The 24,851-nt window shown below is 61.2% G+C and carries 21 protein-coding genes and 1 pseudogene; 4 read left to right on the top strand and 18 right to left on the bottom strand.

Annotated features, from left to right (window positions below; genetic code table 11):
• Window positions 1–9 precede the first annotated feature (9 nt).
• The 8 genes from nuoH to JMN22_RS11735 form a co-directional block, all read right to left on the bottom strand.
• On the bottom strand, window positions 10–1,017 hold the full coding sequence (gene nuoH / locus JMN22_RS11770) for an NADH-quinone oxidoreductase subunit NuoH (RefSeq protein WP_030141318.1): 1,008 nt from the start codon (window positions 1,015–1,017) through the stop codon (window positions 10–12).
• Window positions 1,014–3,728, bottom strand: coding sequence for an NADH-quinone oxidoreductase subunit NuoG (nuoG, locus tag JMN22_RS11765; RefSeq protein WP_198796048.1), 2,715 nt, complete (start codon window positions 3,726–3,728; stop codon window positions 1,014–1,016). The genes nuoH and nuoG overlap by 4 nt, the downstream gene beginning before the upstream one ends.
• A 142-nt stretch (window positions 3,729–3,870) precedes the next feature.
• The gene (gene nuoF / locus JMN22_RS11760; protein ID WP_198796049.1) at window positions 3,871–5,229 is read right to left on the bottom strand and encodes an NADH-quinone oxidoreductase subunit NuoF; all 1,359 of its coding nucleotides are present in this window, start codon (window positions 5,227–5,229) and stop codon (window positions 3,871–3,873) included.
• Window positions 5,226–5,723, bottom strand: coding sequence for an NADH-quinone oxidoreductase subunit NuoE (gene nuoE / locus JMN22_RS11755; protein WP_018609201.1), 498 nt, complete (start codon window positions 5,721–5,723; stop codon window positions 5,226–5,228). The genes nuoF and nuoE overlap by 4 nt, the downstream gene beginning before the upstream one ends.
• Before the next feature lie 2 nt (window positions 5,724–5,725).
• Entirely contained in the window at window positions 5,726–7,510 is a 1,785-nt protein-coding gene (gene nuoC / locus JMN22_RS11750) for an NADH-quinone oxidoreductase subunit C/D (RefSeq protein WP_030141321.1), read from the bottom strand.
• 73 nt (window positions 7,511–7,583) lie between these two features.
• Window positions 7,584–8,258: a NuoB/complex I 20 kDa subunit family protein gene (locus JMN22_RS11745; RefSeq protein WP_030141322.1), complete on the bottom strand. Its 675-nt coding sequence runs from the start codon at window positions 8,256–8,258 to the stop codon at window positions 7,584–7,586.
• A gap of 10 nt (window positions 8,259–8,268) precedes the next feature.
• Window positions 8,269–8,682, bottom strand: a complete 414-nt coding sequence (locus JMN22_RS11740; RefSeq protein ID WP_030141323.1) for an NADH-quinone oxidoreductase subunit A — start codon at window positions 8,680–8,682, stop codon at window positions 8,269–8,271.
• A 368-nt stretch (window positions 8,683–9,050) separates the two neighbouring features.
• Window positions 9,051–9,215, bottom strand: a complete 165-nt coding sequence (locus JMN22_RS11735) for a hypothetical protein (protein ID WP_187293346.1) — start codon at window positions 9,213–9,215, stop codon at window positions 9,051–9,053.
• A 101-nt stretch (window positions 9,216–9,316) separates the two neighbouring features.
• Here JMN22_RS11735 and JMN22_RS26830 point away from each other — a divergent pair.
• Both JMN22_RS26830 and JMN22_RS26825 read left to right on the top strand, forming a co-directional pair.
• A pseudogene (locus JMN22_RS26830) lies at window positions 9,317–10,336 on the top strand (methyl-accepting chemotaxis protein); the annotation flags it as partial.
• A gap of 15 nt (window positions 10,337–10,351) precedes the next feature.
• Window positions 10,352–11,239 carry a methyl-accepting chemotaxis protein gene (locus JMN22_RS26825; RefSeq protein WP_407683460.1) on the top strand — a complete coding sequence of 296 codons (888 nt, stop codon included), beginning with the start codon at window positions 10,352–10,354 and terminating at the stop codon, window positions 11,237–11,239.
• Window positions 11,240–11,350: 111 nt separating this feature from the next.
• Here the strand turns inward: JMN22_RS26825 and aceA are convergent, their stop codons facing one another.
• The 9 genes from aceA to JMN22_RS11685 all read right to left on the bottom strand — a co-directional run bounded on the left by aceA (window position 11,351) and on the right by JMN22_RS11685 (window position 22,142).
• On the bottom strand, window positions 11,351–12,676 hold the full coding sequence (aceA, locus tag JMN22_RS11725) for an isocitrate lyase (protein ID WP_030141325.1): 1,326 nt from the start codon (window positions 12,674–12,676) through the stop codon (window positions 11,351–11,353).
• 505 nt (window positions 12,677–13,181) lie between these two features.
• Window positions 13,182–13,943 (bottom strand): secretin N-terminal domain-containing protein, encoded by a 762-nt coding sequence (locus JMN22_RS11720; RefSeq protein ID WP_030141326.1) that lies wholly within the window; start codon window positions 13,941–13,943, stop codon window positions 13,182–13,184.
• A gap of 294 nt (window positions 13,944–14,237) precedes the next feature.
• Window positions 14,238–14,663 (bottom strand): GNAT family N-acetyltransferase, encoded by a 426-nt coding sequence (locus tag JMN22_RS11715; protein WP_030141327.1) that lies wholly within the window; start codon window positions 14,661–14,663, stop codon window positions 14,238–14,240.
• A complete protein-coding gene (locus JMN22_RS11710) occupies window positions 14,656–15,822 on the bottom strand; it encodes a ribosomal protein uL16 3-hydroxylase (protein WP_030141328.1) in 1,167 nt (388 codons plus the stop codon). The genes JMN22_RS11715 and JMN22_RS11710 overlap by 8 nt, the downstream gene beginning before the upstream one ends.
• An 83-nt stretch (window positions 15,823–15,905) precedes the next feature.
• Window positions 15,906–17,276: an adenylosuccinate lyase gene (gene purB / locus JMN22_RS11705; protein ID WP_030141329.1), complete on the bottom strand. Its 1,371-nt coding sequence runs from the start codon at window positions 17,274–17,276 to the stop codon at window positions 15,906–15,908.
• A gap of 189 nt (window positions 17,277–17,465) precedes the next feature.
• Window positions 17,466–18,089: a high frequency lysogenization protein HflD gene (gene hflD, locus JMN22_RS11700; protein WP_030141330.1), complete on the bottom strand. Its 624-nt coding sequence runs from the start codon at window positions 18,087–18,089 to the stop codon at window positions 17,466–17,468.
• On the bottom strand, window positions 18,086–19,210 hold the full coding sequence (mnmA, locus tag JMN22_RS11695; RefSeq protein ID WP_198796051.1) for a tRNA 2-thiouridine(34) synthase MnmA: 1,125 nt from the start codon (window positions 19,208–19,210) through the stop codon (window positions 18,086–18,088). The genes hflD and mnmA overlap by 4 nt, the downstream gene beginning before the upstream one ends.
• 59 nt (window positions 19,211–19,269) lie before the next feature.
• Window positions 19,270–19,716 carry an NUDIX hydrolase gene (locus JMN22_RS11690; protein WP_030141332.1) on the bottom strand — a complete coding sequence of 149 codons (447 nt, stop codon included), beginning with the start codon at window positions 19,714–19,716 and terminating at the stop codon, window positions 19,270–19,272.
• A 200-nt stretch (window positions 19,717–19,916) separates the two neighbouring features.
• Window positions 19,917–22,142: an NADP-dependent isocitrate dehydrogenase gene (locus JMN22_RS11685; protein ID WP_198796052.1), complete on the bottom strand. Its 2,226-nt coding sequence runs from the start codon at window positions 22,140–22,142 to the stop codon at window positions 19,917–19,919.
• A 484-nt stretch (window positions 22,143–22,626) separates the two neighbouring features.
• On the opposite strand from JMN22_RS11685, the gene icd reads away from it, so the two are divergent.
• Window positions 22,627–23,883: an NADP-dependent isocitrate dehydrogenase gene (gene icd, locus JMN22_RS11680; protein WP_030141334.1), complete on the top strand. Its 1,257-nt coding sequence runs from the start codon at window positions 22,627–22,629 to the stop codon at window positions 23,881–23,883.
• 71 nt (window positions 23,884–23,954) lie between these two features.
• Here icd and cspD read toward each other — a convergent pair whose 3' ends face one another.
• Window positions 23,955–24,263 carry a cold shock domain-containing protein CspD gene (gene cspD / locus JMN22_RS11675; RefSeq protein WP_410002299.1) on the bottom strand — a complete coding sequence of 103 codons (309 nt, stop codon included), beginning with the start codon at window positions 24,261–24,263 and terminating at the stop codon, window positions 23,955–23,957.
• Window positions 24,264–24,488: 225 nt separating this feature from the next.
• Here cspD and clpS point away from each other — a divergent pair, with 225 nt between their 5' ends.
• A complete protein-coding gene (gene clpS / locus JMN22_RS11670; RefSeq protein WP_030141336.1) occupies window positions 24,489–24,851 on the top strand; it encodes an ATP-dependent Clp protease adapter ClpS in 363 nt (120 codons plus the stop codon).

Genomic DNA, 24,851 nt, shown 5'->3' with positions numbered 1-24,851 from the left:
GTCAAATCCTCACTGAACCGCGGCCGCGGGCGCGTTCATCAAAACGATCGCAGCGGTCACCAGCATGTTGATCAGGGTCAGCGGCAGGCAGAATTTCCAGCTGAAATCCATCACCTGGTCGTAGCGTGGGCGCGGGATGGAGGCGCGCAGCAGGACGAACAGCATGATGAAGAACGCGGTCTTCAGGGCGAACCAGACGAAGGACAGTTGCGGCAGGATGCCGAACGGACCGTGCCAGCCACCGAAGAACAGCGTTACCAGCAGCGCCGAGATCAGGATGATGCCGATGTACTCGCCAACGAAGAACATGCCCCATTTCATGCCGGCATATTCGATGTGGTAACCGTCTGCCAGTTCCTGCTCCGCTTCCGGCTGGTCGAAGGGGTGACGGTGAGTCACGGCCACGCCCGCGATGAAGAAGGTACAGAAACCGAAGAACTGCGGAATGATGAACCACAGGTTCTGCGCCTGGTACTCGACGATGTCGCGCATGTTGAACGAGCCGGCCTGGATCACGATGCCCATCAGCGACAGGCCCATGAACACTTCGTAGGACACGGTCTGGGCCGAGGCCCGCAGGCTGCCGAGGAGGGCGAACTTGTTGTTGCTCGACCAACCGGCGAACAGCACCGCATACACCGACAGGCCCGCCATGGCGAAGAAGAACAGCAGGCCGATGTTCAGGTCCGCCACGCCCCAGGTCGGGGTGATCGGGATGATTGCGAAGGCGATCAGCAAGGCGCTCATGGCGACCACCGGTGCCAGGGTGAAGATCACCTTGTCGGCAAACGGAGGGGTCCAGTCTTCCTTGAAGAACATCTTGATCATGTCGGCGGCGATCTGGAACATGCCGAACGGACCAACGCGGTTTGGACCGTAGCGGTCCTGCCACCAGCCCAGCAGGCGACGTTCGACGAAGCTCAGCAATGCGCCGCAGACCACCACGGCCAGCAGGATCACGATGGCCTTGAGGACCGTCAGGATCACGGCGATCACTTCAGGGGTAAACCAGCTCATTGCGCTGCCTCCTGCAGACCGTCGACAGTCTTGCCGAAAATCGCCGGTGGAATACCCGCCAGGCCAGCCGGCAGGGCCACCAGGCCGGCGCCCAGTTCTTCATTGATGCGCAGCGGCAGACGCAAGGTCTGGCCCGCCACGTTCAGGCTCAGCAGGGCACCGTCGTTGACGCCCAGGCGATCGGCTTCGGACTTGGCCAGTGCCACGTAGGCGGCCGGGATGCGTTCCTGCACCGGTTCGGCCTTGGAAGAGTTCTCTTCGCTGCCGAACAGGTGATGGAACGGCACGACCTGCCAGGTGCCCGGTGCCGGATTGAAGGCACGTGGGACGCTGGCGAACCAGCCCAGGCCATCGCCCTGGCTTTCGATCAGGCGAGTGCCCGGATCACCGGCACGCAGGTGACCGCCGACTTCGTCCTGGAACTTGTTCCAGGCTTGTGGCGAGTTCCAGCCCGGCGACCAGGCGAACGGCACTTGCGAGCGCGGTTCGGCGGAGCCCGAGTAACCTTCCATGGAGAAGGAGAACGCCGTGTCGTTGTCCTGGGAGGTGCGTGGTTCGTGGACGCTGATGTTGGCGCGCATTGCGGTGCGACCGGAGTAGCGCAGCGGTTCGCGAGCAAGCTTCAGGCCCTTGATGCGGAACGCGGCGGACGGCGCGGCATCGACGATGCGCGCCAGTTGCGGGCTGCTCGAAGCGACGGCGGCGGTGACGTGGTCCAGTTGCGTCCAGTCGATCGGCTGGTTCAGCAGGGTGGCGCGCAGGGCGTGCAGCCAGCGCCAGCCTTCGTGGACGAGGATGCTGGCGTCCAGGTATTGCGGGTCGAAAACCTGGAAGAAGCGCTGGGCGCGACCTTCCTGGCTGACCAGCGTACCGTCGCCTTCGGCGAAGCTCGCCGCCGGCAGCACCAGGTCGGCGCGGTCGGTGGTGGCGGTTTTCTGGTGGTCGGCGACGATCACAACCTTGGCGGCGTTCAGCGCGGCATCGACCTTGGCCTTGTCAGTGCGGGTGAACAGGTCGTTCTCCAGCACCACGATGGCGTCGGCGCTGCCGTCGATCACCGCTTGCAGGGCTGCATCGACCGATTCGCCACCGAGCATGGCCAGGCCGAGGCTGTTGGCTTCCGGCACGACCAGGCTGATGGAACCGTTCTTCTCGCGCAGCTTCAAGGCCTTGGCGATGTTGGCGGCGGCTTCGATTAGCGCCTTGGAACCCAGGGAGGTGCCGGCAATGATCAAAGGACGCTTGGCGGCCAGCAGGGCGTCGGCGATGCGTTGGGCGAGGGCGGCGGCTTCACTGTCCAGGCCGTCGACGGCCGGGGCGCTGGCGTCCAGGGCGTGGGCCACGGCAAAACCGATGCGCGCCAGGTCGTCCGGGGCGGCGTGGACGCATTCTTCGGCCACGTCGTCGAGCTTGGTTTCAGCAAGGCTGGCGATGAACAGCGGGTTCAGCGCATGCTGGCCGATGTTCTTCACGGCGGCGTCGAGCCACGGCTGGACGCGCATGGCGTCGGCCATGTCCTCGGCCTTGCCCTTGACCGACTGGCGCAGGGCCAGGGCCATGCGGGCGGCGGTCTGGGTCAGGTCTTCGCCAAGGACGAACACCGCGTCGTGGTCTTCGATGTCGCGCATCGTCGGCACGGGCAGCGGACTGTCCTTGAGCACTTGCAGCACCAGGCGGATGCGTTCCAGCTCGCCGGCCTCGATGCCACTGTAGAAGTGCTCGGCGCCGACCAGTTCACGCAGGGCGTAGTTGCTTTCCAGGCTGGCGCGAGGCGAGCCGATGCCGACGATGTTGCGACCGCGCAGCAGTTCGGCGGCCTTGTCCAGGGCTTCGTCCAGGCTCAGCTTGGCGCCGTCTGCCAGCAGCGGCTGGCGCGGGCGATCCTTGCGGTTGACGTAGCCATAGCCGAAACGGCCACGGTCGCACAGGAAGTACTGGTTCACCGAGCCGTTGTAGCGGTTTTCGATGCGACGCAGTTCGCCGTAGCGCTCGCCCGGGCTGATGTTGCAACCGCTGGAGCAGCCATGACAGATGCTCGGTGCGAACTGCATGTCCCACTTGCGGTTGTAGCGCTCGGAGTGGGTCTTGTCGGTGAACACACCGGTCGGGCAGACCTCGGTGAGGTTGCCGGAGAATTCGCTTTCCAGGGTGCCGTCTTCAACGCGACCGAAGTACACGTTGTCGTGGGCGCCGAATACGCCCAGGTCGGTGCCGCCGGCGTAGTCCTTGTAGAAACGCACGCAGCGGTAGCAGGCGATGCAGCGGTTCATCTCGTGGGAAATGAACGGGCCGAGGTCCTGGTTCTGGTGGGTACGCTTGGTGAAGCGATAACGGCGCTCGTTGTGGCCGGTCATCACGGTCATGTCTTGCAGGTGGCAGTGTCCGCCTTCTTCACAGACCGGGCAGTCGTGAGGGTGGTTGGTCATCAGCCATTCGACGACGCTGGCGCGAAACACTTTCGCTTCTTCGTCGTCGATGGAGATCCAGCTGCCGTCGGTGGCGGGGGTCATGCAGGACATGACGATCCGACCACGCTTGTCGTTCTCGTCGGTGTACTGCTTGACTGCGCATTGGCGACAGGCGCCAACGCTGCCAAGGGCGGGGTGCCAGCAGAAATAAGGAATGTCGAGGCCCAGCGACAGACATGCCTGTAACAGGTTGTCTGCGCCATCGACTTCGAGCTCTTTGCCGTCTACGTGGATAGTGGCCATGGTTCAAAGTTCTTCGTTGGCCCGGTGTCAGCGGGCGTGGCTAATGGAATCTTGTCATTCGTCCGAATCCAAACAGCCTCGGTGAAAAGGCGTCATCGAACGAAAGGCGAAGGGCACGGACCCTTCGCCTTTTTAAGCGTCGTTACGCGCCGACCATGGTCGGCGTGACCACCTGATTGAGGTCGCCCGCGCGGGTTGGCGCGATGCCGGCCTCGAATTCAGGGCGGAAATATTTGATCGCGCTGCCCAACGGCTCCACGGCACCCGGTGCGTGAGCACAGAAGGTCTTGCCTGGGCCGAGGAAACCCACCAGGCCCAACAGGGTCTCGATGTCGCCGGGTTGGCCTTGGCCTTTCTCGATGGCCATCAGGAGCTTGACGCTCCAGGGCAGGCCATCGCGGCAAGGGGTGCAGAACCCACAGGATTCACGGGAGAAAAACTGCTCCATGTTGCGCAGCAGCGAGACCATGTTGACGCTGTCGTCCACCGCCATTGCCAGGCCAGTACCCATACGGGTGCCGACCTTGGCGATGCCGCCGGCGTACATTTGTGCGTCCAGGTGTTCCGGCAGCAGGAAGCCGGTACCGGCGCCGCCGGGCTGCCAGCACTTGAGCTTGTAGCCGTCGCGCATGCCGCCGGCGTAGTCCTCGAACAGCTCGCGCGCGGTGACGCCGAACGGCAGTTCCCACAGGCCAGGGTTCTTGACCTTGCCGGAGAAGCCCATGAGCTTGGTGCCCATGTCTTCGCTGCCGTCACGGGCCAGGGATTTGTACCAGTCCACGCCGTCGGCGATGATCGCCGGCACGTTGCACAGGGTCTCGACGTTGTTCACGCAGGTCGGCTTGCCCCACACGCCAACGGCGGCAGGGAAGGGCGGCTTGGAGCGCGGGTTGGCGCGGCGGCCTTCCAGGGAGTTGATCAGCGCGGTTTCTTCACCGCAGATGTAACGCCCGGCGCCGGTGTGGACGAACAGTTCGAAATCGAAGCCGCTGCCCAGGATGTTCTTGCCCAACAGGCCTGCGGCCTTGGCTTCTTCCACGGCACGGTTCAGGTGCTTGGCGGCGGTGGTGTACTCGCCGCGCAGGAAGATGTAGCCACGGTAGGTCTTCAGCGCACGGGCGCTGATCAGCATGCCTTCGATCAGCAGATGGGGCAGTTGCTCCATCAGCATGCGGTCCTTCCAGGTGTTGGGTTCCATCTCGTCCGCGTTGCAGAGCAGGTAGCGGATGTTGATGGACTCATCCTTGGGCATCAGGCCCCACTTCACGCCGGTGGGGAAGCCCGCACCGCCACGGCCCTTGAGGCCGGAGTCTTTCACGGTCTGGACGATGTCATCGGCGGCCATGTCGGCGAATGCCTTGCGCGCGGCGGCATAGCCGTTCTTCGCCTGGTATTCGTCCAGCCAGACTGCCTCGCCGTCGTCACGCAGGCGCCAGGTCAGGGGATGGGTTTCGGCCGAACGCTGGATGCGGTTGGCGGGCCCGAAGGAAGTCAGGGTCATACGTAGCCCTCCAGCAGTTTGGCGACGCCATCCGGCTGGACGTCACCGAAGGTGTCGTCGTCGATCATCAGCGCCGGTGCCTTGTCGCAGTTGCCCAGGCAGCACACCGGCAGCAGCGTGAAGCGGCCGTCGGCGGTGGTCTGGCCCAGGCCGATGCCCAGCTTGCCTTGGATCTCGCTGACCACCGATTCGTGGCCGCCGATGTAGCAGACCATGCTGTCGCAGACGCGGATGATGTGGCGGCCTACCGGCTGGCGGAAAATCTGGCTGTAGAAGGTAGCAACGCCTTCGACGTCGCTGGCCGGGATGCCAAGGATCTCGCCGATGGCGTAGAGCGCGCCGTCAGGCACCCACCCACGTTCCTTCTGGACGATCTTCAGGGCTTCGATCGACGCCGCGCGCGGGTCTTCGTAGTGATGCAGCTCGTGCTCGATGGCCGAGCGCTCGGTTTCGCTCAGGGCGAAACGGTCTGTCTGGATAAGCGTGCTGTTCATGCTTAGCGGTCCACGTCGGCCATAACGAAATCGATACTACCCAGGTACGCGATCAAGTCCGCGACCATGCTGCCTTTGATCACCGAAGGGATCTGCTGCAGGTGCGGGTAGCTTGGGGTGCGAATCCGGGTGCGGTAGCTCATGGTGCCGCCGTCGCTCGTCAGGTAATAACTGTTGATGCCCTTGGTCGCTTCGATCATCTGGAAGGATTCGTTGGCCGGCATGACCGGGCCCCACGAAACCTGCAGGAAGTGCGTGATCAGGGTCTCGATGTGTTGCAGCGTGCGCTCTTTCGGCGGCGGCGTGGTCAGCGGGTGATCCGCCTTGTACGGGCCTTCCGGCATGTTGCGCATGCATTGCTCGATGATCTTGACGCTCTGGCGCATCTCCTCGACGCGAACCATGCAGCGGTCGTAGGCGTCACCGTTGGCCGCCAGCGGGACTTCGAACTCGAAGTTTTCGTAGCCGGAATACGGGCGCGCCTTGCGCAGGTCGAAATCGCAACCGGTGGAACGCAGGCCGGCACCGGTGACGCCCCATTCCAGGGCTTCCTTGGTGTTGTAGGCAGCGACGCCGATGGTACGACCCTTGAGGATGCTGTTCTGCAGGGCGGCCTTGGTGTACTCGTCCAGGCGCTTGGGCATCCACTCGACGAAATCCTTGACCAGTTTTTCCCAGCCGCGCGGCAAATCGTGGGCCACGCCGCCGATGCGGTACCAGGCCGGGTGCAGGCGGAAACCGGTGATGGCTTCGATCACGGTGTAGGCTTTTTGACGGTCGGTGAAGGTGAAAAACACCGGCGTCATCGCGCCCACGTCCTGGATATAGGTCCCCAGGAACAGCAGGTGGCTGGTGATGCGGAAGAACTCGGCCATCATGATGCGGATGACATCGACCCGGTCCGGCACCTTGATCCCGGCGAGTTTCTCGACCGAAAGCACGTACGGCAGGTTGTTCATCACGCCGCCGAGGTAGTCGATGCGGTCGGTGTACGGAATGTAGCTGTGCCAGGACTGGCGCTCGGCCATTTTCTCGGCACCACGGTGGTGGTAGCCGATGTCCGGGACGCAGTCGACGATCTCTTCGCCGTCCAGCTGCAGGATGATGCGGAACGCACCGTGGGCTGAAGGGTGGTTGGGGCCGAGGTTGAGGAACATGTAGTCCTCGTTGGCGCCCGAACGCTTCATGCCCCAGTCTTCCGGCTTGAAGCGCGCGGCTTCTTCCTCGAGCTGTTGCTTGGCCAGGGACAGGCTGAACGGGTCGAACTCGGTGGCGCGGGCCGGGAAGTCCTTGCGCAGCGGGTGACCTTCCCAGGTCGGCGGCATCATGATGCGCGACAGGTGCGGGTGGCCGGGGAAGTCGATCCCGTACATGTCCCAGACTTCGCGTTCGTACCAGTTGGCGTTCGGCCAGATGCCGGTCACGGTCGGCACGCTGAGGTCGCTCTCGGACAAGGCGACCTTGATCATTACGTCACTATTACGTTCGATCGACATCAAGTGATAGAACACGGTGAAGTCGACGCCGTCGGGCAGCCCTTGACGCTTGGTGCGCAGGCGCTCGTCCACGCCGTGCAGGTCATAGAGCATGACGTACGGCTTGGGCAGGTTGCGCAGGAAGGTCAGGACTTCGACGAGTTTGGCACGGGCAACCCAAAGCACCGGCATGCCGGTGCGGGTCGGCTGGGCGGTGAACGCCTCGGGGCCAAAACGGTTGTTCAGTTCGACGACCACATCCTGGTCGTCTGCCTTGTAAGGCGGGATGTACAGAGCACTGCCTGTAGTCATGGTTATTTATCGCTTTCGGTCAACGTAAAGAATGAAGCCAGGTTCTCGTTTCTTCTTCAGAACAGAGCTTGGATCAGACTTCGTCGGGGCTGCGCAGGTTGGTGACTGCGATACGCTGTTCGCGGCGCTGTTCCTTTTGCGACGGCATCTCGGCGCGATAGACGCCTTGATCACCAACGACCCAGGACAGAGGGCGCCGCTCCTGGCCAATCGATTCCTGCAGCAGCATCAAGCCTTGCAGGAACGCTTCGGGGCGAGGAGGGCAGCCGGGCACGTAGACATCCACGGGCAGGAACTTGTCCACCCCTTGAACAACGGAATAGATGTCGTACATGCCACCGGAGTTGGCGCACGAACCCATGGAGATAACCCACTTGGGTTCGAGCATCTGCTCGTAGAGGCGCTGGATGATCGGCGCCATCTTGATGAAGCAGGTACCGGCGATAACCATGAAATCCGCCTGGCGCGGCGATGCCCGGATAACCTCGGCGCCAAAGCGCGCGATGTCGTGGGGCGCCGTGAAGGCGGTGGTCATTTCCACGTAGCAGCACGAAAGGCCGAAGTTGTACGGCCACAGGGAGTTCTTGCGACCCCAGTTGACCGTGCTGTTCAGCACGTCTTCGAGCTTGCCCATGAAGATATTTTTGTGGACTTGATCTTCTAACGGATCGGCGACGGTTTCCCGCTTGCCGATCGGATACTGCTCGTTAGGAGCATCGGGGTCGATCCGGGTGAGATTGTATTGCATTGCCAAAGCCTCATTGTTTCAGCTTCGCTTGCCGCTTGCGCCGAGCTTCCGGAGCCCAATCAAGAGCCCCCACCCGGTAAAGGTAGACAAGACCTGCCAACAGAATTGCTATGAAAACGAGAGCTTCGACAAATCCGGTCCAGCCGCTTTCGCGGACGGACACAGACCAGGCAAAGAGAAAGAGGGCTTCGATATCGAAGATCACGAAGAGCATCGCGACCAGATAGAATTTGGCTGAGAGCCGCAAGCGGGCGCCACCGGTAGGCAGCATGCCGGACTCGAACGGTTCATTCTTGCTTCGGCCCCAGGCTTTTGACCCGAGCAGGCTCGACACGCCGAGCATGAAGGCACACAGGCCGACCACGCCCAGAAGGAAAATGGCAAAGCCCCAGTTGTGGGCCATGAGTCCTGTCGCTTCGGGCATGCTGGAAATCCTTAACAGAGAGCAATGGTCTCTGAGCTTGAAAAGAAATAACGCAGTGACGATATGTCGCAGCAATCAATCGCGGTGATTTTATGGCTAAACACCGGGCAAGTAAAATTCCTATAGCGAAATTATTTATTGGAATAAGGACATAGCGTACCTCCATGGCCTTGCAACCCAGGCCGGGTGGGCACTGGACGTCACTTCATCAATAATATTTCGCGCGGAATGTAACAATGATAATGCCTTCCAAATGATAATTATTATTATCTGTGCCGACCTTTCCACGATGCACTTACTGTCATGCATGAGAGTCTTTCTTACATCGCCGCTACTGCAATTGTCAGCGCCGGACGTTTTACTCCTTTTCAGACACCCCGATACTGCGTTCGATCAATTTTCATTCGATCAACAGGCGCCAGCGCCTCAGGTCCGATCTCCTGTCGATTTTTGACGACCAGCGCTTCGCTCATTCCAGCCATCGTCAACTTGTCTTGAAGGTTTGATATCAAATGGCTATCTTTGCGACTCATTCATCTAATCATCTATATCAATACGTGATTAGGCTAACGCCCGCTTCCTGGATAGCCGCGCCGGCCTTCCTTGTTCGCGGCTGAGTACCGTAAGGAATGCCATGAACTCTTGGATCGCGAATATGAGCGTTATGCTCAAGCTGGCTTTGGGCTTTGCCGTTGTGCTGCTACTGACCGCCGTTCTCGCCGCGACCGGCTGGTTCAGCCTGGGGAAAATGATCGAGCGTACCGATCGTATGACCAGCATCACCGAGCTCGGCAACCGCCTTGATCACCTGCGCCGGGCTCGCTTGCAATACCAGTTGGACAGGGGCGATGAGCAAAAGGGAGCATTGATCCAGGCCTCGCTGGAGCAGTTTGTCGCCAAGCAGAAAAGCCTCGCAAGCGAGCTGAAAAAACCGGAAAACCTGAAGAAGCTTGCGCTGATCGAGCAAGCCAGCACGCAATATCAAGTGGCGCTGAATACGATGCGCGAGGCCTATCGCAATGACGCAGCCATGCGCAAGGAGATGGGCGTCAATGCCGTCAAGGGCGCCGCGCTGATTGCCAAGGTCATCGACGATGTACAAGCAATGCCTGCCTCGGATGAGCGCCGTTTCGAGCTGTACAGGATCATCCTCAAGGCAAAAGAGGACGTGGCGCTGGTGCGTTATGAAGTGCGTGGCTATACCGGCAACCCCAACAGCGCCACCGAGCAGGCCGCCAACCGCCAGCTCGAAAATACGCTCAAGGGCATCGAAACCCTCAACGGCGCGTTCGGTCCGGCCTACGCCGACACCTTCAAGCAACTGGAAACCGCGCTGGTTGCTTACCGCCGTTCGGTGCAGGACTTCACGGCCAGCACCCGGGCCATTGGCAAGGCCGTGCAGGACACGGTCGATCTGGGTGAAACCATCACTCGCCTGTGTGACGAGATGTATGCCAGCCAACTCGTCTCCCGGGACGAAGACAGCGCCCAGGCTCGCATCCTGCAGTTGAGCTGTGCTGCCTTGGCGATGGTGTTGGGGATTTTTGCCGCGCTGATCATTACCCGCCAGATTACCCGGCCGTTGCGAGACACATTGGCGGTGGTCGATCGCATTGCCGCAGGCGACCTCACGCAACACAGGGTCGTGACCCGTAGTGATGAGCTGGGGATGTTGCAGCAGGGTATCCAGCGCATGGGCGCCACCTTGCGTGACCTGATCGCTGGCATTCGCGATGGTGTTACCCAAATTGCCAGCGCCGCCGAAGAGCTGTCGGCTGTCACTGAGCAGACCAGCGCCGGGGTCAACAGCCAGAAGACCGAGACCGATCAGGTGGCGACCGCCATGCACGAAATGTCGGTCACTGTGCATGAGGTCGCGCGTAATGCCGAACAAGCGCGCGCGGCCGCATCTGAGGCCGATGCGCAAGCCCGTATTGGCGACCAAGTGGTCGCGCAAGCCATCGTTCAGATTGAGCGCCTGGCCAGCGAGGTCGGTCGCTCGGTCGAAGCCATGAGTGAGCTGGAACAGGAAAGCGGGCGCATCGGCACGATCATGGACGTGATCAGGGCGGTGGCTGAACAGACCAACTTGCTGGCCCTCAACGCGGCCATCGAGGCCGCTCGCGCGGGCGACGCCGGGCGCGGTTTTGCCGTGGTCGCCGACGAAGTACGTGGGCTGGCCCAGCGTACCCAGCATTCCACCGAAGAGATTGAAAACCTGGTGGCGGGCTTGCAGAACGGCACGCGCCAGGTATCGAGCATGATGCGAAATAGCCGCGAGCTGACCGACAGCAGCGTGGAATTGGCGGGCAAGGCTGGCGCATCCCTGGGCAACATCACCCAGGCGGTGTCGGGCATCCAGGCCATGAACCAACAGATTGCCGCCGCGGCGGTGCAGCAAAGCTCGGTGGCCGAGGAAATCAGCCGGAGTATCCTGAGCGTGCGCGATGTATCCGAGCAGACCGCCTCGGCCAGCGAAGAAACCGCAGCCTCCAGCGTCGAACTGGCGCGCCTGGGCAACCAGTTGCAGCAGTTGGTCAGTCATTTCAAGGTATGAAAAACGAACCGGGGAAACCGGCAAAAAAAAGCCCCGAACCAGTCGGGGCTTCAGATCGTCGGCTTTGCGGTTAGTTTTTATTCGGTCCGCAAGGGCCGCTTGCTTTTTGGATCAGTGGAACTGTTCTTCTTCGGTCGACCCGGTCAGCGCGGTCACGGACGAGGCGCCGCCCTGGATCACGGTGGTCATGTCGTCGAAGTAGCCAGTGCCCACTTCCTGCTGGTGAGCCACGAAGGTGTAACCCTTGGCGGCGTCAGCGAACTCCTGCTCTTGCAGCTTCACGTAGGCCGTCATGTCGTTGCGGGCGTAGTCGTGCGCCAGGTTGAACATGCTGTGCCACATGTTGTGGATGCCGGCCAGCGTGATGAACTGGTGCTTGTAGCCCATGGCGGACAGTTCGCGCTGGAACTTGGCGATGGTCGCGTCGTCCAGGTTCTTCTTCCAGTTGAAGGAAGGCGAGCAGTTGTAGGACAGCAGTTGGTCCGGGTATTCCTTTTTGATCGCTTCAGCGAAACGACGGGCTTCGTCCAGGTCCGGCTTGGCGGTTTCGCACCAGATCAGGTCGGCATACGGGGCGTAGGCCAGGCCGCGGGCGATGGCCTGGTCGAGGCCGGCGCGCACTTTGTAGAAACCTTCCGGGGTGCGGGTACCTGTCACGAACGGCTGGTCGTACGGGTCGCAGTCGGAGGTCAGCAGGTCAGCGGCGTTGGCGTCGGTACGGGCCAGGATGATGGTCGGTACGCCGGCAACGTCGGCGGCCAGGCGGGCAGCGGTCAGCTTCTGTACGGCTTCCTGGGTCGGAACCAGTACCTTGCCGCCCATGTGGCCGCATTTCTTCACCGATGCCAGTTGGTCTTCGAAGTGAACGCCGGCGGCGCCTGCCTCGATCATGCTCTTCATCAGCTCGTAGGCGTTCAGCACGCCGCCGAAACCGGCTTCGGCGTCAGCCACGATTGGCGCGAAGTAGTCGATGTAGCCTTCGTCGCCCGGGTTCTTGCCGGCTTTCCACTGGATCTGGTCGGCACGACGGAACGAGTTGTTGATGCGCTTGACCACGGTTGGAACCGAATCCACCGGGTACAGCGACTGGTCAGGGTACATGGACTCGGCGGAGTTGTTGTCCGCGGCCACTTGCCAGCCCGACAGGTAGATCGCCTGGATGCCGGCCTTGACCTGCTGCACAGCCTGGCCGCCGGTCAGGGCGCCCATGCAGTTGACGAAATCTTTCTCGGGACGGAAGGCTGGCTTGGCGCCCTGGGTCACCAGGTTCCACAGCTTCTCGGCGCCCATCTTCGCGAAGGTGTGCTCAGGTTGAACCGAGCCACGCAGACGGACGACGTCAGCAGCGGAATAATTGCGCTTCACGCCTTTCCAGCGCGGGTTCTCAGCCCAGTCTTTTTCAAGGGCTGCAATTTGCTGTTCGCGTGTCAGTGCCATGGAAATAAACCTCGTCGCGTCTTGTATGGATGGTCGTTCTGGGCTGGAAGATTCCAGCTTGCCAATCGCACCCGTCATGGGTGTGAAGGGCTGCTCGCTGACCAGGAGGCTGGCATACAAGTCGGTCAAGGCGGGGTGGCGACGGGATGAACGATGGGCTCGAGGGGAAAGTGAGCAGGTAGGGGCGAACTGCGGGCGCATTCGGGCGTCGTGGGCCTTTATACGAACTCAGAGTGATGCCGGGTTACCTAGTTACGCTTCCGTCCCTCGGGACAACTTCGTTCCAGTCGCAACCTCGTCAAACACACCTTGTGGGCGGTACAGACACGAATCGGCTCGCAGGGTGGTTGCAAGCATCGACCCGAAGGCCCTTGCCAGGGCCCCTGATTAGCGGGAGCGAGGCCATCATGCCTTCGGTTTTTTGGCTCGTCAAACGTTTTGTAGTGCTTTTTTTATGGCACTACATCTTTGGTCTAATACGACTCATCAGTCAGTTTCTGGTGCTTCAGTTCAAGGTATCGACCTTCACCCGCAGAATCATGTCGTCGCGGCCTTGGGTCGAGTAGCTGCGGGTCAGGCCCTGTTTGTCGGCCTGAGTCTGGCGATTCACCCCAGCCAGGGTGATCCATTCGCCAAGGCGTCCGCTGACGGTTGTGTCGGTACTTTGCACGTTCACTACATCGGGACGTTCCTGGCTCATACGGTCACGGTTGGTACTGATGTTCAGATGAACGGTCTCGCCGGTGACGCTGGCGGTGACGTAGAAACCTTGGGTGACGTTGCGGTATTCGGTCTGGCTTTGCATGCGACCGTAGCCGTCAGTCTGGTTGCTGGTGAAAGGCACGCTCTGGCCGACCTGGATCAGCGCTGGTTGGCCTTCGCTGGCCTGGATCTGCTGTACGCCGCCGTCACGGCTGGCCGTGCTGCGGTTGATGATGCGGGTCTGGCTGGGCGCGGCGCCGTTGATCGAGTAGCCCTGGTCGCCCTGCAAGTTGTTTTCGTTGGTGTCTACGGTGATCAGCAAGCGCTTGGGCGCGGTGTCCAATTGAGCCAGGAATTGCCGGAGTTCTTCGATCTTGCCAGGCTCGGCGTTGACGATCAGTTGGTTGCCGTAGGCGCTGACCTGGCCGTCCTTGCCGATGAAGTTCTGCGCCACCGGCAGCAGGTCGGCGCTGGTGCGGTAGTTCAGTGGCACGACTTGCGTGTCGGCCATGACTGACAGGCTGCAACCGAGCAGGAGGGTGGTCAGCAAGGTGCGTAGGGACATGTCCATTTCTCCGCGAGACAAAGGCTTGATATTGCCAGTTTGTCGGCCCCGAGTGGGGCAAGTTGAATGGTAGACGGCAAAACGCCCCGGCATCGGAGGATGGCGGGGCGTTTTGGGTGTTGCAGGACGCTTTCGTGGCGAGGGGATTTATCCCCGCTGGGTTGCGAAGCAGCCCCAAATCAGTCGCTGCGGTGTGTCAGTTTGAATCCAGGCAGCTTCATTGGGGTTGCTGCGCAACCCAGCGGGGATGAATCCCCTCGCCACAGGGCATTATGGTGGTGCTTCCTGCGGGGTTCAGGCCGAACGCCGCACCATGTCCACGTGCGGAATGCCGGCTTCGAGAAACTCCTCGCTGACCACCGCAAACCCCAGCCGCTCATAGAACGGCGTGGCGTGTACCTGGGCACTGAGCATCTGCTGCTTGAGCCCGCGTTTCTCGGCCTCGGCAATCACCGCCTGCATCAGCGCGTCGCCGACCTTCAGCCCGCGCCAATCCTTGAGGACTGACACCCGGCCGATATGGCCATCGGTCAACAGGCGCGCGGTGCCGATCGGGAAGTCGCCTTCGAGAGCCAGGAAATGCACGGCGTCCTGATCATCCGAATCCCACTCCAGCTCCGGTGGTACGGATTGCTCGGCAATGAACACCGCTTCACGAATGCGCCGGATCTCGGCGTTATCCTTTTGCCAGTCTGCGACACGAACGTGAATTTTATTCATCGGCGAACCCCAGGCTGCCTTGCTTGACCAATTCATGGATGAGACCGCGACCGTCTTCATCGGCCAGCCATGGGCCGAGGTTTTCGATGTGCAGCGCGTCGGCGGCGCAGATCATCTTCAGCAGGTCACGCAGCTTGCCCGGCAGGTAACGGCTCTGGCCACTGGCGAACAGCAGCAGGTCGTCATCGACTTCCGACCAGGCCAGGCGCGCGCTCGGGTTGCGGATGATCACTGCGCCCTGTTCCAGGCCGGCCAGCAAGTCGTCTTCTTCCAGTTCCGGGCCCACCACCAATTCCGGGTAGCGTGGCTCGGTCATGAATTGGCCGAACCAGGTCAGCAGCAAGCGCTCGTCGCTCATGTGTTCGGCCAGCAGGCCCTTGAGGCGGTCCAGGGCGTCGTGCTGGATCTGGTGCGGGTCGGTCACCGGGCGTGCATCGGCGTCGGTGTAACGCTCTTCATCCGGTAGGAACTGGCTGAGGAAGTCGGTGAAGTGGGTCAGGACTTCGGCGGCGCTCGGTGCGCGGAAGCCGACCGAGTAAGTCATGCAATCGTCCACGGCGACGCCGCAATGAGCCAGGCGTGGCGGCAGGTAGAGCATGTCGCCGGGTTCCAGGATCCACTCGTCGGTGGCCTCGAAATCGGCGAGGATGCGCAGGTCCGCGTGGGGCAGCAGCGGGCTTTCGGAGTCGCACATCTGGCCGATCTTCCAGTTGCGCTTGCCGTGGCCTTGCAGCAGGAATACGTCGTAATTGTCGAAGTGCGGGCCCACGCCGCCACCCGGGGCGGCGAAGCTGATCATCACGTCGTCGATGCGCCAGCTCGGCAGGAAGCGGAAATGCTCCAGCAGCTCGCTGACTTCCGGGACGAATTGATCGACCGCCTGCACCAGTAAGGTCCACTCGCGCTCGGGCAGTTTGCTGAACTCATCTTCGGCGAACGGGCCGCGACGCAACTCCCACGGGCGCTCGCCGTGCTCGATCACCAGGCGCGATTCGACCTCTTCTTCCAGGGCAAGGCCGGCCAGTTCGTCGGCATCGATCGGGCTTTCGAAATCAGGAATCGCCTGGCGGATCAGCAGGGGTTTCTTCTGCCAGTAGTCGCGCAGGAACTCCCGTGCCGTGATACCGCCCAGGAGTTGCAGTGGAATGTCAGGATTCATGTGTAACCTATTGAAAAAATATACTTTTCAGACGCGAATAAAAACGCCCGGCGCGGCCGGGCGTCTCAAGGTGAAGCGATGGATCAGATGCGCTTGGCTTGTGCCGCCGCGTTGCCGATGTAGCTGGCCGGGGTCAGCTTCTTCAGTTCAGCCTTGGCGTCGGCCGGCATGTCCAGGCCATCGATGAAAGTCTGCAGCGCTTCTGGGCTGATGCCCTTGCCACGGGTCAGTTCTTTCAGCTTTTCATACGGATTTTCGATGTTGTAGCGACGCATCACGGTCTGGATCGGCTCGGCCAGGACTTCCCAGCAGGCGTCCAGGTCAGCGGCGATCTTCTGCTCGTTGAGCTCCAGCTTGCTGATGCCCTTGAGGCTGGCTTCGTAGGCGATGACGCTGTGGGCGAAACCCACGCCCAGGTTGCGCAGCACGGTGGAGTCGGTCAGGTCGCGCTGCCAGCGGGAGATCGGCAGCTTGCTCGCCAGGTGCTGGAACAGCGCGTTGGCGATGCCCAGGTTGCCTTCGGAGTTTTCGAAGTCGATCGGGTTGACCTTGTGGGGCATGGTCGAGGAACCGATTTCCCCGGCAATGGTGCGCTGCTTGAAGTAACCCAGGGAGATGTACCCCCAGATGTCACGGTCGAAGTCGATCAGGATGGTATTGAAACGTGCGATCGCGTCGAACAGCTCGGCGATGTAGTCGTGTGGCTCGATCTGGGTGGTGTACGGGTTGAAGCTCAGGCCCAGTTCGTCTTCGATGAAGGCGCGGGCGTTGGCTTCCCAGTCGATGTCCGGGTAGGCCGACAGGTGGGCGTTGTAGTTGCCCACGGCGCCGTTGATCTTGCCCAGCAGTGGCACGGCGGCAACCTGGGCGATCTGGCGCTCCAGGCGGTAGACCACGTTCGCCAGTTCCTTGCCCAGGGTGGTCGGCGAAGCCGGTTGACCGTGGGTGCGCGACAGCATCGGCACGTCGGCGAAACGGATCGCCAGCTCGCGGATGGCCTGGGCGGTCTGGCGCATCAGCGGCAGCAGCACGTCGTCACGGCCTTCGCGCAGCATCAGGGCGTGGGACAGGTTGTTGATGTCCTCGCTGGTGCAGGCGAAGTGGATGAACTCACTGACGTTGGCCAGTTCCGGCAGCTTGGCCGCCTGCTCCTTGAGCAGGTATTCGATCGCCTTGACGTCGTGGTTGGTGGTGCGCTCGATCTCTTTGACGCGCTCGGCGTGCTCCAGGGCGAAATTGTCGGCCAGGGCGTTCAGCACTGCGTTGGCCTCGGCGGAAAAGGCCGGGACTTCGCCAATGCCAGGGTGGGCGGCGAGGCGCTGGAGCCAGCGCACTTCAACCAGGACGCGGGCACGGATCAGGCCGTACTCGCTGAAAATCGGGCGCAGGGCCTGGGTTTTGCCGGCGTAGCGGCCGTCTACAGGGGAAACCGCAGTGAGCGAAGAGAGCTGCATGGGGTGTTCTCGGACAGTCGGGCAACGAAATGGGGCGCGTATCATACATGAAAACAGACGCCGGTCCGTCGCCAACTGACCGGCGTGTTACGCGTAACGAGATAAAGCTGTTTATTACCTGTGGCGAGGGAGCTTGCTCCTACGGTCCAGTGAGGCAAGCTCCCTTGCTACAAAAAAGGTCGAGGCGACTTATTCGTTGCGCATCAATGGGTACAGCTCTTTCAACAATTTGCGTCGGCTGATCACCAGTTGCCAGCGATGGCCGCCCAACTGCCGCCACAGGCGTGCCGAGCGGATCCCGGCCAGCAACAGCGCGCGGATCTTCGAGGCATTGCTCGGTTGTTGCAGGTTGCGCATGTCGCCATGCACCTGGATGCGCTGGCGCAGGGTGCTCAAGGTGTCCTGGTACAGCGCGCCGCACGCGGCGATCACGTTTTCGTGGGACGGGCCAAAATGTTCGACCTGGGATTGGATCTGCGGCAGGCGCTTGCCGATGGTTTCCAGCAGGTCGTCGCGCTTGGCCAACTGACGCTCCAGGCCCAGCATCGACAAGGCGTAGCGCAGCGGTTCGCGTTGCAGGGCGCTGGGGTCGCGTTCCAGGGCGCCGATCAAGGCGCGATAGCCTTCGCGCAGGTTCAGGTCATCGCCGCCGTAGACTTCCAGGGTGTCCTTGGGGTCGCGCACCAGAAGGCTGCCGAGCATGCAGCCCAGCCCGGCTTCGTTGGTCTGGCCGGTCTTGGCGATGCGATCCACCAGCACGGCGGCGAGAAACACTCCGCCCAGCGCCGTCAGTTGTTCCTGGATCGGCGTCATGCCTTGCTGCTCCATGGCTCGGCGACTTCGATCACGCCGCCGCCCAGGCAGATTTCGCCGTCGTAGAACACCACGGATTGGCCGGGCGTGACGGCTCGCTGCGGATCATCGAACGTCGCGCGATAACCGCTGGCGGTTTTCTCCAGCGTGCAAGGCTGGTCGCTCTGGCGATAACGAACCTTGGCCGTCAGGCGGCGCGGTTCGCTGAGGTCGATCGGGTTGACCCAATAGATGTCGGAGGCGAGCAGGGCGCCGGAGAACAGCCATGGGTGGTCGTTGCCCTGGCCGACGATCAGCTCGTTGTGCTCCAGGTCCTTGACCAGCACATACCATGGCTCTTCACCAGCGTCTTTCAACCCGCCGATGCCCAGGCCCTGGCGCTGGCCGATGGTGTGGTACATCAGGCCATGGTGACGGCCGATGACCTCGCCTTCGGTGGTCTTGATCTCGCCCGGCTGGGCCGGCAGGTACTGCTTGAGGAAGTCGCTGAAGCGACGCTCGCCAATGAAGCAGATGCCGGTGGAATCCTTCTTCTTGGCGGTGGCGAGCTGGTGTTTCTCGGCAATCGCGCGCACTTCGGGCTTTTCCAGTTCGCCGACCGGGAACAGGGTCTTGGCGATCTGCTCGCCGCCGACGGCATGCAGGAAGTAGCTCTGGTCCTTGTTCGGATCCAGGCCCTTGAGCAGTTCGGTGCGGCCATCGATGTCGCGGCGGCGCACGTAGTGGCCGGTGGCGATCAGGTCGGCGCCGAGCATCATCGCGTAGTCGAGGAATGCCTTGAACTTGATTTCGCGGTTACAGAGGATGTCCGGGTTCGGCGTGCGGCCGGCCTTGTATTCGGCCAGGAAGTGCTCGAACACGTTGTCCCAGTACTCGGCGGCGAAGTTGGCGGTGTGCAGCTTGATGCCAATCTTGTCGCACACGGCCTGGGCGTCCGCGAGGTCGTCCATGGCGGTGCAGTATTCGGTTCCGTCGTCTTCTTCCCAGTTCTTCATGAACAGGCCTTCCACCTCATAACCCTGCTCCATCAGCAGAAGGGCGGAAACGGAAGAGTCCACGCCACCGGACATGCCGACGATGACGCGTTGCTTTGGGGTGTTCGAAGAGGCTGGATCACGCATAGGAATTCAATGAGTGTCTTGAAAAAGGACGCGATTCTATCAGGCCCGGGCGCGCAAGGCTAAAGAGAAGGGCGGATAAGCGCCAGGCTATGGCGATGGCCGGCCAGGTAATCGTCGATGCAGCGGATGATCAGCTCGCTGCGCCAGTGATCGCGCTGTTCGAGCAGTTCGTCACGGGACAGCCATTTGGCGCCGAGGATGCCGTCGTCCAGTTGGTATTCGGGATGGTGTTTCAGGGCTTTGGCGGCGAAGCAGACCCGTTGGTAGGTCACGCCGTTGCTGGGGGCGGTGTAGAGGTAGATGCCGGTGACGCTGGTGGGCTCGACGTCCCAGCCGGTTTCTTCGAGGGTTTCGCGCACGGCGGCTTCGATCAGGGTTTCGTTGGGGTCCAGGTGGCCGGCGGGCTGGTTGAGTACTGCGCGGCCGCCCTTGGATTCTTCCACCATCAGGAAGCGGCCGTGGTCTTCGACGATGGTGGCGACGGTGATGTGGGGGTTCCAGTCCATGATGGTTCCTCTATTGTTGGATTGAGATGCGAATCCCCTGTGGGAGCGGGCTTGCTCGCGAAAGCGGTGTGTCAGTCAATGCAAATGTTGAATGATAAATTGCCTTCGCGAGCAAGCCCGCTCCCACAGGGGCAAATAGGGTATGCATAAAAACACAAACCCCGGCACAAGGCCGGGGTTCGTGGTGCTTCCTTGCAACCTTACACCAGCGCAGCAATCGCCGCGTTGAAGGTGTTGCTCGGGCGCATGGCCTTGCGGGTCAGTTCCGGGTTGGCGAAGTAGTAGCCGCCGATGTCCACGGGCTTGCCCTGGACCGCATTGAGCTCGGCAACGATTTTTTCTTCGTTGTCGGTCAGGGTCTTGGCCAGGGTGGTGAACTGCGCCTTGAGGGCTGCGTCGTCATCCTGGGCGGACAATGCCTGGGCCCAGAACAGGGTCAGGTAGAAGTGGCTGCCGCGGTTGTCGATGCCGCCGACCTTGCGCGAAGGCGACTTGTTGCGATCCAGGAACTCGCCAGTCGCCTGGTCGAGGGTCTTGGCCAGCACCAGCGCCTTGGGGTTGTTGTAGGTCACGCCCAGGTGTTCCAGGGAAGCGGCCAGGGCCAGGAACTCGCCCAGGGAATCCCAGCGCAGGAAGTTTTCTTCCAGCAGTTGCTGCACGTGCTTGGGTGCCGAACCGCCGGCGCCGGTTTCGAACAGGCCGCCACCGTTCATCAGCGGCACGATCGACAGCATCTTGGCGCTGGTGCCCAGTTCCATGATCGGGAACAGGTCGGTCAGGTAGTCGCGCAGTACGTTGCCGGTCACCGAAATGGTGTCCTTGCCTTCGCGGGTGCGAGCCAGGGTGAATTTCATCGCGTCGACAGGCGACATGATGCGGATGTCCAGGCCGCTGGTGTCGTGGTCCTTCAGGTAAGCCTGGACCTTCTCGATCATCACGCCGTCGTGGGCACGCATCGGGTCGAGCCAGAAGATCGCCGGGGTGGCGCTGGCGCGGGCACGGTTGACGGCCAGCTTGACCCAATCCTGGATCGGCGCGTCCTTGGTCTGGCACATGCGGAAGATATCGCCAGCCTCGACGTTCTGCTCCAGCAGGGTGCGACCGTTGTTGTCCGAAACGCGGACCACGCCGTCGGCCTTGATCTGGAAGGTCTTGTCGTGGGAACCGTACTCTTCGGCTTTCTTGGCCATCAGGCCAACGTTCGGCACGCTGCCCATGGTGGTCGGATCGAAGGCGCCGTGTTGCTTGCAGTCTTCGATCACCGCCTGGTAGATGGTGGCGTAGCAGCGATCCGGGATCACGGCCTTGGTGTCATGCAACTGGCCGTCGGTGCCCCACATCTTGCCGGAGTCACGGATCATGGCTGGCATCGAGGCGTCGACGATGACGTCGCTCGGCACGTGCAGGTTGGTGATGCCCTTGTCGGAGTTGACCATCGCCAGTGCTGGACGAATGGCGTAGACCGCCTGGATGTCGGCTTCGATCTGGGCCTGCTGCTCGGCCGGCAGGGCCTTGATGCGGGCGTACAGGTCGCCGATGCCGTTGTTCAGGTTGAAACCGATCTGCTCCAGCACTTCGGCGTGCTTGGTCAGCGCGTCCTTGTAGTACTCGGCGACGATCTGGCCGAACATGATCGGGTCGGAGACCTTCATCATGGTGGCTTTCAGGTGGACCGACAGCAGGACGCCTTTTTGCTTGGCGTCTTCGATTTCGGCGGCGATGAAGTTGCGCAGGGCGTTTTTGCTCAGCACGGCGCAATCGAGGATCTCACCGGCTTGAACGGTGGTCTTTTCCTTCAGGACGGTGGCGGTGCCGTCCTTGGCGATCAGCTCGATCTTCACGCTGCCCGCGGCGTCGATCAGGGCGGCTTTTTCGCTGCCGTAGAAATCGCCGGCGTTCATGTGAGCGACGTGGGACTTGGAGTCGGCAGCCCAGGCGCCCATCTTGTGCGGGTGCTTGCGGGCGTAGTTCTTGACCGACAGCGGCGCACGACGGTCGGAGTTGCCTTCGCGCAGGACCGGGTTCACGGCGCTGCCCTTGACCTTGTCATAGCGAGCGCGAGCTTCTTTCTCGGCGTCGGTGGTCACGGTTTCCGGGTAATCCGGCAGTGCGTAGCCCTGGGCCTGCAATTCCTTGATCGCGGCCTGCAGTTGCGGCACCGAGGCGCTGATGTTCGGCAGCTTGATGATGTTGGCTTCAGGCGTAACGGCCAGGTCGCCCAGTTCGGCGAGGTGGTCGGCTACGGCTTTGTCACCCAGTTGCTCGGGGAAGCTGGCCAGGATGCGCCCTGCGAGGGAGATGTCGCGGGTCTCCACGGCGATGTCGGCCGAAGCGGTGAAGGCTTCGACGATCGGCAGCAGCGAATAGGTGGCGAGGGCAGGCGCTTCGTCGGTGAAGGTATAGATGATCTTCGAGCGGGTGGGCATATTCGGATTAACTCTCTTCTTTGCTAAAGCATGCGCAGAAACTCGAGGGGCGCCGGGTAAGCGCGTTCGTTCAAAGTCATCCGTGAGCCGAATGTCGAGGTTTCTTCGCGGTGATGTTGGGTGCATCAGTCGAGCGTCAAGCGGTCGGGCCGCGGTAACGGTCCGGCTTTTAAAATGGCGGAAAGTCTCGTTATAGAGCCGTCAGCCGTCGTGACCCTGTGGTCAGCGGCGGCATTATACATAGGTAGCTGGCGATCTGCCGACGGTTCATAGACTTCCGTACACGTCCATTGGTCTAAACGTCGCATGCCAAGGGTGGTGGACTATGCTCATGTTTGGCGCTTTTCCCTTGGTTTTCAGGCTTGTACATCGCGAACTGCGCCACTTTCGTCCTTGATGGGCCTAACGTAGGGTTTGCGTGCCGATTCAACTGGGTTACGCTCGAACGCAAGCCAGATGTTCAATCCAAGCAATGGAGTTCAGCATGGGGTATCAAAAGATTCAGGTTCCGGCCGTCGGTGACAAAATCACCGTCAACGCAGACCATTCTCTTAATGTTCCCGACAATCCGATTATCCCCTTCATCGAAGGCGACGGCATTGGCGTTGATATCAGTCCGGTCATGATCAAGGTGGTCGACGCCGCGGTCGAGAAGGCATACGGCGGCAAGCGCAAGATTTCCTGGATGGAAGTCTACGCCGGTGAAAAAGCCACCCAGGTCTACGACCAGGACACCTGGCTACCCCAGGAAACCCTGGACGCGGTCAAGGACTACGTGGTTTCCATCAAGGGCCCGCTGACCACGCCGGTCGGTGGCGGTATCCGCTCGCTGAACGTAGCGCTGCGCCAGCAGCTCGACCTGTATGTCTGCCTGCGCCCGGTGCGCTGGTTCGAAGGCGTGCCCAGCCCGGTCAAGAAGCCTGGCGACGTGGACATGACGATCTTCCGCGAGAACTCCGAAGACATCTATGCCGGCATCGAGTGGAAGGCCGGTTCGGCCGAAGCCACCAAAGTCATCAAGTTCCTTAAAGAAGAAATGGGCGTCACCAAGATCCGCTTCGACGAAGATTGCGGTATCGGTGTCAAGCCGGTTTCCAAACAGGGCACCAAGCGCCTGGCTCGCAAGGCCTTGCAATATGTCGTCGATAACGACCGCGACTCGCTGACCATCGTGCACAAAGGCAACATCATGAAGTTCACCGAAGGTGCCTTCAAGGAATGGGCCTACGAAGTGGCGGCCGAAGAGTTCGGCGCAACCTTGCTCGACGGCGGGCCATGGATGCAGTTCAAGAATCCGAAGACCGGCAAGAATGTCGTGGTCAAGGACGCCATCGCCGACGCCATGCTCCAGCAGATCCTGCTGCGTCCGGCGGAATATGATGTGATCGCCACCCTGAACCTCAACGGCGACTACCTCTCCGATGCCCTGGCGGCGGAAGTAGGTGGTATCGGCATCGCGCCGGGCGCCAACCTGTCCGACACCGTGGCGATGTTCGAAGCCACCCACGGTACCGCGCCCAAATACGCAGGCAAGGACCAGGTCAACCCGGGGTCGCTGATCCTGTCGGCGGAAATGATGCTGCGCCACATGGGTTGGACTGAAGCGGCCGACCTGATCATCAAGGGCACCAACGGTGCGATTTCGGCCAAGACCGTGACCTATGACTTCGAGCGCCTGATGGACGGTGCCAAGTTGGTGTCGTCTTCCGGCTTCGGCGATGCGCTGATTTCCCATATGTAAGCGAAGCCTGGACACGAAAATGCCCGGTTCGAGTGATCGAAACCGGGCATTTTCATGGGTGGGGCAGGCCTTTAGTGGTCCTCGGTGACCCGAGGCTTGACGTGGACCCTGGTCGGCTCTGGCTTTTCGCTGGCCTGAGTGCTCTCGGCGTCGACGGCGACCGGACGAATTTCAACGGCATGTATGCCCTTTGGCCCTTGTATCATGCAGAACGTCACGGGCTGACCTGCCTTCAGGGTTTTATAGCCGTCCATCTGAATGACGGAGTAATGAGCGAAGAGGTCTTCGTCCTTCCCGTCCTGGATAATGAAACCGTAGCCCTTGGCGTTATTGAACCATTTGACCTTTCCCTTGACTCGCATGCTGGTGGTACCTGACATACCAATTTCCCTCTGCAACACACCCCGGCAACGGAGTATCATCCTGATGATCCGCCGTCGATCATGGAAATCGGATTGACTTCGCGGACCTTTTTAACCCACGGTGGGCTCTATTGGTTGTAACACCGATTTGCCGTTAGTCAAGGTGATCGGGCGGTAGCGGTTGAAATCGCCCGCAAGCGGCCCCATCACTGTATTTGCCAACTAAAACGAACCTTTCTTTCCATGCATGCAATCAGCCAGATTCGACTAACATTCAATCAGGATCGCCCGGATCAACATGACGACGATTCAGCGGGCATTGCTGTTCAGGAATCAAAGCCCGCTTTACAGGCTCCACCGATGTACAAGGTGGTTTTGTTCAACGATGACTACACACCGATGGATTTCGTCGTCGAAGTGCTCGAGGTGTTTTTCAACCTGAATCGTGAGCTGGCGACCAAGGTCATGCTGGCCGTTCATACAGAGGGACGGGCAGTATGTGGTGTGTTTACCCGCGACATCGCGGAGACCAAGGCCATGCAGGTCAACCAGTACGCCAGGGAAAGCCAGCATCCGCTACTCTGTGAAATCGAGAAGGACGGTTAA

The sequence above is a fragment of the Pseudomonas sp. HB05 genome, from assembly GCF_016756915.1.
Taxonomy (GTDB): domain Bacteria; phylum Pseudomonadota; class Gammaproteobacteria; order Pseudomonadales; family Pseudomonadaceae; genus Aquipseudomonas; species Aquipseudomonas alvandae.
Note: the sequence above shows the minus strand (reverse complement) of the source record. Positions and strands in the feature narration are given on the sequence as shown.